Genomic DNA, 10568 nt, shown 5'->3' on the forward strand with positions numbered 1-10568 from the left:
GACCCTCGCGCGCGAGGATCACCTGACCGGGGCGTGCGCCCCGCCCCGCCAGTGCTCGCCCCGCCGCACCACCCCGCCGGCCTCCCGACGCGCCCCGTCCCCCGGTCCGGCGGACCCGCACGCTGTCCCCCACCCCTGCACGCCGCTCCCACCCGGACGGGGCGGCTCGACCGAAGAGGAACCATGGCCCGCATCTACGACGACGCGACCGCGCTGATCGGCAACACCCCGCTGGTCCGCATCAACAAGATCACCGACGGCGCCCCCGCCACGGTGGTCGGCAAGCTCGAGTTCTACAACCCGGCCAACTCGGTCAAGGACCGCATCGGCGTCGCGATCATCGACGCGGCCGAGGCGTCGGGCGACCTCAAGCCCGGCGGCACGATCGTCGAGGCCACGTCCGGCAACACCGGCATCGCGCTCGCGTTCGTCGGTGCGGCGCGCGGCTACAAGGTCGTCCTCACGATGCCGGAGACGATGTCGAAGGAGCGGCGGGCGCTGCTGCGCGCGTTCGGTGCGGAGCTCATCCTCACGCCGGGCTCGGAGGGCATGAAGGGCGCGGTCAACAAGGCCGACGAGGTCGTCAAGGAGCGCGAGGGCGCGATCCTGGCCCGCCAGTTCGCCAACGAGGCCAACCCGGCGATCCACCGCCGCACGACGGCCGAGGAGATCTGGGCCGACACGGACGGCGAGATCGACATCCTCGTCGCGGGCATCGGCACGGGCGGCACGATCACGGGCGTCGGCCAGGTGCTCAAGGAGCGCAAGCCGGGCGTGCAGATCGTCGGTGTGGAGCCGGCCGAGTCGCCGATCCTCAACGGCGGCGCCCCCGGCCCGCACAAGATCCAGGGCATCGGCGCGAACTTCGTGCCCGAGATCCTCGACACCTCGGTCTACGACGAGATCATCGACGTCGACGCCGAGACGGCCGTCGCGGTCGCGCGTCGCGCCGCCGCCGAGGAGGGCCTGCTGGTCGGCATCTCGTCGGGTGCCGCGCTGCACGCCGCGAAGCTCCTCGCGCAGCGTCCCGAGAACGCGGGCAAGCTGATCGTCGCCATCATCCCGTCGTTCGGCGAGCGCTACCTGTCGACGATCCTCTACGCCGACCTGCTCGACTGAGCGTCCGCCCCGCCCGTCCCCCCGCTCAGACCGGAAGGCTCATGACCGCACCCCTGCGCCTGCTGGACCTCCTGAAGGAGGACCTCGACGCCGCACGGCACCGCGACCCCGCGGCCCGCTCGGCGCTCGAGGTCGCCCTCGGCTACCCCGGCGTGCACGCGGTGTGGGCCTACCGGGTGGCGCACCGGATGTGGCGGGAGCCCGGTCTCCGGCTGCCCGCGCGACTGCTGTCGCAGCTCGCGCGGGCAGCCACCGGGGTCGAGATCCACCCCGGTGCCCGGCTCGGGCGGCGGCTGTTCATCGACCACGGCATGGGCGTGGTCGTCGGCGAGACCGCCGAGGTCGGCGACGACGTGGTGCTGTTCCACGGGTCGACGCTCGGCGGCAAGTCCATGCGGCGCGGCAAGCGCCACCCCACGCTCGGCGACGGCGTCGTCGTCGGAGCAGGCGCCAAGATCCTCGGACCGGTGTGGGTCGGGAACGGCGCGCAGGTGGGGGCGAACGCGGTCGTGATCCACGACGTGCCGGCCGACGCGATCGCCGTGGGTGTGCCCGCGCAGATCCGGCTGCGCCCGAAGACGGCGCCGTTCGACGTCGAGGTCGACGACCCCGCGATCTACATCTGACGCCACCGCGTCACCACCCGGGCCGGTGGGCCCTTCCCCGGTTCCGTCGAGCCGCTCCTTCACACTTGTTCTAGTTGTGTGCAAACAACTAGAGTTGAGGCATGCTCCTGCGCGTCGACCCCTCCTCCCCCGAGCCGCTGTTCCAGCAGCTCGCGGACCAGGTGCGTCGAGCCGTCGCCCGCGGCGAGCTCACGGCGGGTGCGCGCCTCCCGGCCGCCCGGGAGCTCTCGACGTCGCTCGACATCAACCTGCACACCGTGCTGCGCGCCTACCAGGAGCTCCGCGACGAGGGCGTGATCGAGCTCCGCCGCGGCCGCGGTGCGGTCGTCGCCCGCACCGACGACCTCGCCGCGCTCCACGAGGCCGTCGAGCGCCTCGTCCAGACCGCCCGCCGGCTCGACGTCCCGCCCGCCACCACGCTCGCCCTGCTCAAGGAGGCCCTCCGGTGACCGCCGACCGCCGCCCGACCATCCCCCACCGCCGGGCGACCACCCTGATCACGCTCGTCGCACCCGTCGCGCTCACGGCCGTCGCGGTGCTCGTGGCGCTGACGTGGGCCGATGACCTGCCCGACCCGGTCGCGACGCACTGGGGCCCGGGCGGCACGCCCGACGACTTCTCGTCCCTCGGGGGTGCGCTGCTGCTGCTCGCCCTGACGTCGGTCCTGCTGTCGCTGTCGTGCTGGGTGCTCGCCCTGCGGCTCGGCGCCGAGGCGACGACGCGCCGCATCGCCGCCGGGACGTCCGTCGGCATCGCGGCGCTCCTCGCCGTCCTGGTCGTGGGCTCGCTCGCGCTGCAGCGCGGGCTCGACGACGCGCGCGACACCGGTCCGATCTCCGGTGTCGTCGCCGCCGCGTTCGCGACGGGCCTCGTGCTCGGCGTCGTCGCGGCGCTCCTGGTCCCCGGCGACCCCGACGTCACCACGACCGACGCACCGCCCGCCGACGCGGCACGGCTGCCCCTCGCGCCCGGCGAGCGCGCCGCGTGGACCGCGAGCGTGTGGTCGCCCGCGGCGATCGGTGTCGCGCTGCCGGTGATCGCGCTGCAGGTCGTGCTGTCGATCGTGCTCGACACCTGGGTCCTGCTCGCGATCGCGGCCGTCCTCGCCGCGCTGCTCGCGAGCATGCTGGTCCTGCGCGTCACGGTCAGCACCGCCGGGCTCGTCGCACGGTCGCCGCTCGGCTGGCCACGCGTGCACGTCCCGCTCGAGCAGGTGGTCGCCGCGCACGCCGAGACGATCAGCCCGCTCCGGGACTTCGGCGGGTGGGGCTACCGCGTCGCGCTCGACGGGCGGGCCGGGTTCGTCCTGCGAGCCGGTGACGCGCTCGTCGTCGAGCGGACCGGCGCGCGCACGACGGTCGTCACGGTCGACGACGCCGCGACGGCCGCCGCTCTGCTCAACACGCTCGCGGAGCGCGCTCGGGTCTCCTGACGGCTCGGCCGGAGCCGGGGCAGCCGCGCGAAGCGACTGACCGGTAACCTGACCGCCGCGCGTCGCCGCCGACGCGCCGGTCGAGCGGAGGGTGGACGGATGCGCCTCGGGTACTACGTCGGGTACTGGTCGGCCGGTCCGCCGCCGGGCGCGCAGGAGGCCGTCCTGGCCGCGGAGCAGCTCGGGTTCGACTCGGTCTGGACGGCCGAGGCGTACGGGTCCGACGCGCTGACGCCGCTCGCGTGGTGGGGCGCGCGCACGTCGCGGATCCGCCTCGGCACCGCGATCGCGCAGCTGTCCGCGCGGACCCCGACGGCCGCCGCGATGGCGGCGCTCACGCTCGACCACCTGTCCGGCGGGCGCTTCGTGCTCGGGCTCGGCGCGAGCGGTCCGCAGGTGGTCGAGGGGTGGTACGGCCAGCCGTACCCGCGGCCGCTCGCCCGCACCCGGGAGTACGTCGACGTGGTGCGCCAGGTGCTCGCCCGCGAGGCGCCCGTCACCTACGACGGCGACTTCTTCCGCCTGCCGCTCCCCGCCGACCAGGGCACGGGCCTCGGCAAGCCGCTGCGCTCGACCGTCCACCCGCTGCGCGCCGACCTGCCGATCCACCTGGCCGCCGAGGGGCCGCGCAACACCGCGCTCACGGCCGAGATCGCCGACGGCTGGCTGCCGATGTTCTACTCGCCGCGCATGGACGCCGAGCACCGTGCGCTGCTCGCCGAGGGGTTCGCGAAGCGGTCGGGCGCGCTCCGGCCGGTCGAGGAGTTCGAGGTCACGGCCGCGGTGCCCGTCGTCCTGGCCGACGACGTCGAGCAGGCCGCCGACACGATCCGCCCCCACGTCGCGCTGTACGCGGGCGGGATGGGCGCCAAGGGCGCGAACTTCCACCGCAACGTGCTCGACCGGCTGGGGTACGCCGAGGCGTGCGACGAGATCCAGGCGCACTACCTCGCGGGCGACAAGGCGCGGGCCGTCGCCGCCGTCCCGACCGAGCTCGTGCGCGAGATCGGGCTCGTCGGGACGCCCGACGACATCCGCGCGCAGCTCCCGGCGTGGCAGGGCACCGCGATCACGACGATGCTCGTCCAGACCGACCCCCGCGCGCTGCCCGCGGTCGCCGCGCTGCTGGCCGAGGCAGTCGACGGCGGCCCGAGCACGCATGCCGTCTGACGTGGGCGCGCACGCGAGGGCTCGCTGACGTGGACGACGACTACGTCGAGGCCGTGCTGGACCTCGTCGCGACGATCCCGTCGGGTCGCGTCATGACCTACGGGACCGTCGCCGAGGTGGTGAGCGAGCAGGCCGTGCGGGACGGTGGTCGGCCCCGCGGCGGACCGCGTCAGGTCGGGCAGGTGATGAGCCGCGCCGGGTCGGGCGTGCCGTGGTGGCGCGTCGTCAACGCGCAGGGTGCGCCGCCCGCGCGGCACCGGGTGCGGGCGATGGAGCAGCTCGTCGCCGAGGGGACGCCCCGGACCGCCGACGGCTCGCGCGTCGCGCTCCGCCGGGCGATCTGGTTCCCCGACGACTGACGCGGCGGCTCGGGCGTCGTGCTCCGTCGTGCGGCCGGGCCTCCGACGACCCACGACCGACGACCGACGACCCACGACCCACGACCCACGACCCACGACGGTCGCGGCACCGCCGTGGTCGCCGCGTGCCGCGGCGGCGTCCGGGCTCAGTCGCGTCGGACCAGGACCAGCGCGCGGTCGTCGGAGTCGTCGGCCCGCACCGCCGCGAGCACGGCCGTGGCACCGCCGACCCGAGGCGCGAGCACGCGGTCGGCCGCCCCCATGAGCCGGTCGAGGCCGCGGTCCAGCGACGTGCCGGGCGTGTCCACGAGCCCGTCGGTGTAGAGCAGCAGCACGTCGCCCGGTTCGAGGCGCCCGTACCGGGGCCGGTAGGGCAGGTCGTCGACGACCCCGAGCGCGGGGCTCCCGACGGTGTCGACCACGTCGAGCCGGCCCGCGCCCGCGTGCAGGTGCAGCGGCGGCGGGTGCCCGGCCGACGCGACCGTGTAGTCGCCCGAGGTGAGGTCGACGGCGACGTGCACGGCCGTCGCGAACCCCTCCTCCCAGTCCTGGTCGAGCACGTACGCGTTCGCGGCCTGCAGGAACGACTCGGTCGGCAGCGCGCCGAGCAGGCCGCCGAACGCGCCGGACAGCTGCAGGGACCGGACGCCCGCGTCGAGCCCCTTGCCCGAGACGTCGACGAGCACGACCTCGAGCACGGCGCCGCGCCGCAGCCGCGCGACCATGAAGTCGCCCGAGAACGCGTCGGCGTGCGCGGACCGGATCTCCGAGTCGACCGACCAGCCCGCCGGCAGCGCGGGCACCCGCCCGTGCGCGGACAGCCGGTCCCGCAGGTCGACGAGCATGTGACCGCCGGGCGCACCCCGCAGTCCCAGCCGGTCCCGCTCGTTCGCGAACACCAGCGCGACGACCGTCGCGACGCCGATGATGACGACGACCCCGGGCACCATCGCGGGCACGCCCGCGAGCATGAGCACGAGCGCCTCGAGGAGGATGACGACGCAGAGCGCCGCGAGCGGGTGCAGGCGCAGCAGGAGCACGCCCGCCAGCAGGAGCAGCAGGAACGTCGAGGGCGGCACCCACTCGGCCTGCAGGACGACCCCCGCGACGATCGCGCCGGACACCAGGACGAGCAGGCCCGCGAGCCCGGGCTGCGAGCGCAGGACGCGCCGGCGCACGGCGAGCACGATCCGCGTGAGGGGTCCCGGGCCGACCGTCGCGCCCGTCGTCATCGCCCGAGCGTATCCGCAGGTCGCGGACGCGAACAGGGCGCCAGGACCCGCGCGTCGCCGGGAAACCGCTCGCGCGCACCGCGGGCCGCCCGCGACCATGGCGACCATGAGCCGCCTGCCCGAGGGGTACCGCGTCGTCGCCGTGCCCGAGACCCGTCAGACCGAGTTCCTCGAGACCGACCGCCTGGCGTTCGCGTTCGACTCCACGCCCGAGACCGATGCGATCGTGCCGCTCACGGTGCCGTTCGACCGCACGATGGGCGTCGAGGCGCCCGACGGCTCGCTCGCCGCCGTCCACGGGTCCTTCCCGTTCACGCTGCCCGTGCCCGGCGGCAGCGTCGCGTGCTCCGGGCTCACGTGGGTCGGTGTGCGGCCCGACCAGCGCCGGCGCGGCCTGCTCACCGCGATGATCGACAGCTACTTCGCACGCTCGCTCGACCGCGGCGAACCCGTCTCCGCGCTGTTCGCCGCCGAGCACGCGATCTACGGGCGGTTCGGCTACGGCTCGGCCGCCGACGACCTGCGCGTCAAGCTGTCGCGCGGCGCCGCGCTGCGCGACGTCCCGGGGTCCGCGGACCTCACCGTGCGGTTCACGACGCTCGACGCGTTCGCGCACCGCGACGTCCTCGACGCGGTCCACCGCGCGGCGGGCGCCGGACGGCCGGGGTGGATCACGCGCGACACCGAGGTGCTGCGCCGCCGTCAGCTCGTCGACCCGCCCGCGTGGCGCGACGGTGGGGAGCCGCTGCGGCTCGCGACGGTCCACGACGCCGCGGGCGAGGTCCGCGGGTACGCGACGCTGCGGCGCAAGGACGTCTGGACCGAGGGCGGCCCGCGGTACGAGGTCCGCGTGCGCGAGGCCGTCGCGGTCGACGCGGCCGCCTCGCACCGGCTCTGGTCGTTCCTGCTCGATCTCGACCTCACCGCGACGGTCGAGGGGCCGATGCTCCCCGTCGACGACGCGCTGCTCCACCAGCTCGTGGACCCGCGCGGGATCGTGCCGAAGATGGTCGACAACCTGTGGGTGCGCCTGCTCGACGTCCCGGCGGCGCTCACGGCCCGCCGGTACGCCGCCCCCGTCGACGTCGTGCTCGACGTGCTCGGTGCGGGCGCCCTCGCGGACAACCTGCGGATCCTGGCGGACGGCGGCCGCCTCGTCGTCATCGGGATGCAGCAGGGGCGGCGGGCCGAGCTCGACCTCGGGCTGCTGCTCGCGCGGCGCGCGTCGGTCATCGGCACGACGCTGCGGTCACGCCCGCACGCGCAGAAGGCCGCGATCGTCGACGGGGTCGCCCGGCACGTGTGGCCGCTGCTCGCCGACGGCACCGTCCGTCCCGTCGTGCACGCGCGCGTCCCGCTCGCGGAGGCCGCGGAGGCGCACCGCATGATGGAGCGCGGCGAGGCCTTCGGGAAGGTGCTGCTGGTCCCCTGAGCCGCCGCGCCGCGACCGGCGTCAGTCCAGCAGGCCCGCCGCGAGCGCCGGGACGATCACCGGGGTGAGCGGCAGCCGCGGGATCAGCGTCGCCTGCACCGCGTGGTAGAGGTCGGCCTTGCCCGCCCACACCGTGCGCGACACCGTGTTGTCGGTGCCGAGCTCGTGCCACCACGAGCCGCCCTCGCGGTCGAGGTGGTGCGCGCCGACGTACTCCCACCACTGGGTGTAGAGGTCGTCGTACCGCGCCTCCCCGGTCGCGGCGTGCAGCGCGGCGGCCGCGGCCACGGCCTCGGCGGCGACCCAGTGCATGCGCTCGCGCACGACGGGCGCTCCGTCCCAGTCGACCGTGTAGACGAAGCCGGGTGCGCCGTCGACGTCCCAGCCCTCGCGCACGCCGGCGTCGAACAGCGCGACGGCGTCGTCGAGCAGCCACGTCGGGGCGACGTCGCCGCGCGCGGTCACGGCGGCGCGCGCGTGCAGCGTGAGGCGCGCCCACTCGAACCAGTGCCCGATGGTCGCGCCGTACGGGCGGAACGGGTGCGCGGGCGTGTCGACGTTGTACTCGAGGTCGGCGACCCAGTCCGCGTCGAAGTGCTCGGGGATGCGCCAGGAGTTGCCCTTCGCGAACCCGTCGACGACCCGCTCGACGATCCGCAGCGCACGGTCGAGCCAGACGCGGTGGCCCGTGACGTCCGCGGCCGCGAGGTACGCCTCGACGGTGTGCATGTTCGCGTTGACGCCGCGGTAGGTGTCGAGCGTCGTGAACGTACGGTCCCACTGCTCGACCGCGAGTCCCGCCTGCTCGTCCCAGAAGCGCTGCTCCGAGACGGCGAGGGCCTCGTCGAGGAGCTCGCGCGCGCCCGGGCGGCCCGCGGCGGTCGCGCTCGACGCCGCGAGGATCACGAACGCGTGCGGGTAGGCGGCCTTGTCGGTGTCCCGCGGGGTGCCGTCGCGCTCGACCTCGGCGAACCAGCCGCCGTGCTCGTCGTCGTGGAAGACGCCGCGCAGCGCCGCGAGCCCGTGGTCCACGAGCGCCGCCGAGCCGGGGCGCCCCAGCAGGTGCCCGATCGCGTAGACGTGCGTCATGCGGCACGTGATCCAGAGCTCGAGCGGGCCGTCCTGCACGCCGCCCTGCTCGTCCTGCCGCGCGAACCCGCCGCCGGGCAGCGCCGACGCCCTCCCGAAGTCCAGCAACCGGTCGGTCTCACCCTCGAGCCACCGGGCGTGCGCGGGCGTCGTCAGCCAGGACATGCGTCAACCCTACCGACGGCGGACCGGCGACCGGTCCAGGCTGCACGGTCGGCGACGGGCGGGACACAATGCCCGGATGAGCGACGACGAGGCACGTGACGAGGTCGGCACGGGGCAGCACGCGCAGGGTCCGACGGGCACGGGGCCGCGGGTCGTCGTGGTGCCGGCACCCGGGGGCGGCGACGGCGCGCCGGACGACGACCAGGACGAGGGCCGCGAGGACGTCACCGACCTCGTGGGCGAGCCCGCGAAGGTCATGCGGATCGGCACGATGATCAAGCAGCTGCTCGACGAGGTCCGCAGCGCGCCGCTCGACGACGCCGCCCGCGCGCGTCTGGCCGAGGTGCACGAGCGGTCCCTCAAGGAGCTCGAGGACGGCCTGTCCCCCGAGCTCGTGGCCGAGCTGCACCGCATCACGCTGCCGTTCGTCGACGAGCAGACGCCGTCGGACGCCGAGCTGCGGATCGCGCAGGCGCAGCTCGTCGGGTGGCTCGAGGGCCTGTTCCACGGCATCCAGACGGCGCTCGTCGCGCAGCAGATGGCGGCGCAGGCGCAGCTGTCGCAGATGCGTCGTGCGCTCCCGCCCGGTACGCGGCGGGGTCGGCGAGCACGTCCGGCGGGAAGGTGAGGACGGCGTCCCCCGCCTCGGGCAGACCCGCGTTGCCCATGACGACGAGCACCTCGAGGTCACCGTCGTTGACCGCGCGGTGCACGACGCCCGGGTCGAAGCGCACGACGTCACCCGCCGTCAGACGGTGCTCGACGAGCCCGTCCGGGCCGAGCGTGTGCACGGCGCCCGTACCGCCGAGCACGACGTACGCCTCCGCGGACGCGGTGTGCAGGTGCGGCGCCCCCGACCCGGCGCGCCCGACGCCGTCGGCGGCGGGCCAGTCGTAGACGCGCAGGTGGCTCACGGACACGCCACCGGGCAGGAGGCTCACGACGACCCGACCGCCGTGCCGGCCGCGATGCCGTGCGCCGTACCGCCGACCGAGGCGGCGGGAAGGCCGTTCGTCGTCCCGTCGAGTCCCGCCGACCCGGCGTCCGGACCGTCGAGGACCGACGTGCCCAGCGACGCGAGCCCGCCCGCCCGCCCGACGTCGGACGCACCGTCGGCGACGACGACCGCGTACCGGAACGTCACCGTGCCACCGGGGCCGAAGGGCACCTCGGTCGAGAAGAACGGCGCCGGGTTGAGGCAGCCGAACTGCTCGACGCGCGCGAACCACTGCGGTCCCGCGCCGTCGGCCTCGCCGGTGCCGTCGACCAGGACGACGGTCGACGCGCGACCCACGTCGTCGTGCCGCCCGACGAGCCCGAGCCACGGCTGGCGCGTGCCGCGCAGCTCCTCGCCACCGGCCCCGACCGGCGCGAGCAGGACGCCGTCGGTGAACGACCGCGGACCGCGCCAGAACAGCCCGCCGTACCCGGCGTTCTCGCGGCCGCGGGTGGTCGGCGAGCCGATCGTGAGGTCGTGCGCGGACACGTTCGTCATCGTCGTGGTGAACGTGAGGACCCACGCGTCGGGCCGGTCGGCGGGCACGACGAACGCGAGCGCGCGGTCCTCGTCGACGACGTGCTCGCCGGACTGCGTGTGCCACGCGAGGGTGTGCGCGAGGTCGACGCGGTCGGCGCCGACGGCGAGGACCCGCAGGTCCTGGTGGTCCATCGACCCGTCGTTGTCGAGCTGGACGTAGCCCTGGCCGTGCACGTACGTCGGGCCGCCCCAGAAGTTGTGCTCGCCGACGACGGGCAGCGACCAGGAGACGCCCTTGTGCCAGACGTGGTCCCAGGGGCGGAACGCGGAGACCAGGTCGCCGCCGCGCGTGCGCAGCGGGTGCACGTACGGGCGCGGGCTCTCGAGCTGCGCGTCGTCGGGCACGTAGACGTACCGCGCGAGCATCGTGCCGGCCGCCGTGACGTCGACCGCGCGGCCGACGTCGT

At 75.2% G+C, this 10568-nt stretch carries 11 protein-coding genes and 1 pseudogene; 8 read left to right on the plus strand and 4 right to left on the minus strand.

Annotated features, from left to right (window positions below; all coding sequences use genetic code 11):
* The first annotated feature begins 183 nt into the window (after positions 1–183).
* From cysK to HGA02_RS03800, 6 genes are all read left to right on the plus strand, one after another.
* Positions 184–1119, plus strand: coding sequence for a cysteine synthase A (gene cysK, locus HGA02_RS03775; RefSeq protein WP_162351586.1), 936 nt, complete (start codon positions 184–186; stop codon positions 1117–1119).
* Positions 1120–1160: 41 nt separating this feature from the next.
* A complete protein-coding gene (epsC, locus tag HGA02_RS03780; protein WP_168677727.1) occupies positions 1161–1745 on the plus strand; it encodes a serine O-acetyltransferase EpsC in 585 nt (194 codons plus the stop codon).
* A gap of 101 nt (positions 1746–1846) precedes the next feature.
* On the plus strand, positions 1847–2194 hold the full coding sequence (locus tag HGA02_RS03785; RefSeq protein ID WP_168677729.1) for a GntR family transcriptional regulator: 348 nt from the start codon (positions 1847–1849) through the stop codon (positions 2192–2194).
* Positions 2191–3177 (plus strand): DUF1648 domain-containing protein, encoded by a 987-nt coding sequence (locus HGA02_RS03790; RefSeq protein WP_168677732.1) that lies wholly within the window; start codon positions 2191–2193, stop codon positions 3175–3177. Before HGA02_RS03785 ends, HGA02_RS03790 begins: the two co-directional genes overlap by 4 nt.
* 99 nt (positions 3178–3276) lie before the next feature.
* A complete protein-coding gene (locus tag HGA02_RS03795; RefSeq protein WP_168677734.1) occupies positions 3277–4347 on the plus strand; it encodes an LLM class F420-dependent oxidoreductase in 1071 nt (356 codons plus the stop codon).
* Positions 4348–4376: 29 nt separating this feature from the next.
* Entirely contained in the window at positions 4377–4706 is a 330-nt protein-coding gene (locus tag HGA02_RS03800; RefSeq protein WP_168677736.1) for an MGMT family protein, read from the plus strand.
* Between the two features lie 146 nt (positions 4707–4852).
* On the opposite strand, the gene HGA02_RS03805 is transcribed toward HGA02_RS03800, so the two are convergent.
* Positions 4853–5938, minus strand: coding sequence for a PP2C family protein-serine/threonine phosphatase (locus tag HGA02_RS03805; RefSeq protein ID WP_168677738.1), 1086 nt, complete (start codon positions 5936–5938; stop codon positions 4853–4855).
* A 106-nt stretch (positions 5939–6044) separates the two neighbouring features.
* Here HGA02_RS03805 and HGA02_RS03810 point away from each other — a divergent pair, with 106 nt between their 5' ends.
* Positions 6045–7370 (plus strand): GNAT family N-acetyltransferase, encoded by a 1326-nt coding sequence (locus HGA02_RS03810; RefSeq protein WP_168677740.1) that lies wholly within the window; start codon positions 6045–6047, stop codon positions 7368–7370.
* A gap of 21 nt (positions 7371–7391) precedes the next feature.
* Here the strand turns inward: HGA02_RS03810 and HGA02_RS03815 are convergent, their stop codons facing one another.
* Positions 7392–8624: an AGE family epimerase/isomerase gene (locus HGA02_RS03815; protein WP_168677742.1), complete on the minus strand. Its 1233-nt coding sequence runs from the start codon at positions 8622–8624 to the stop codon at positions 7392–7394.
* 76 nt (positions 8625–8700) lie between these two features.
* On the opposite strand from HGA02_RS03815, the gene HGA02_RS03820 reads away from it, so the two are divergent.
* Positions 8701–9252: a bacterial proteasome activator family protein gene (locus HGA02_RS03820; protein WP_168677744.1), complete on the plus strand. Its 552-nt coding sequence runs from the start codon at positions 8701–8703 to the stop codon at positions 9250–9252.
* Positions 9253–9301: 49 nt separating this feature from the next.
* Here the strand turns inward: HGA02_RS03820 and HGA02_RS03825 are convergent.
* Both HGA02_RS03825 and HGA02_RS03830 read right to left on the minus strand, forming a co-directional pair.
* Positions 9302–9565, minus strand: a pseudogene (locus HGA02_RS03825) (cupin domain-containing protein); the annotation flags it as partial.
* Positions 9562–10568: DUF6807 domain-containing protein (locus HGA02_RS03830; RefSeq protein WP_168677752.1), on the minus strand; the 1007-nt coding region annotated here is incomplete at its 5' end. The gene HGA02_RS03830 and the pseudogene HGA02_RS03825, both read right to left, overlap by 4 nt.

It is taken from the genome of Cellulomonas septica, from assembly GCF_012396155.1.
GTDB lineage: Bacteria > Actinomycetota > Actinomycetes > Actinomycetales > Cellulomonadaceae > Cellulomonas > Cellulomonas septica.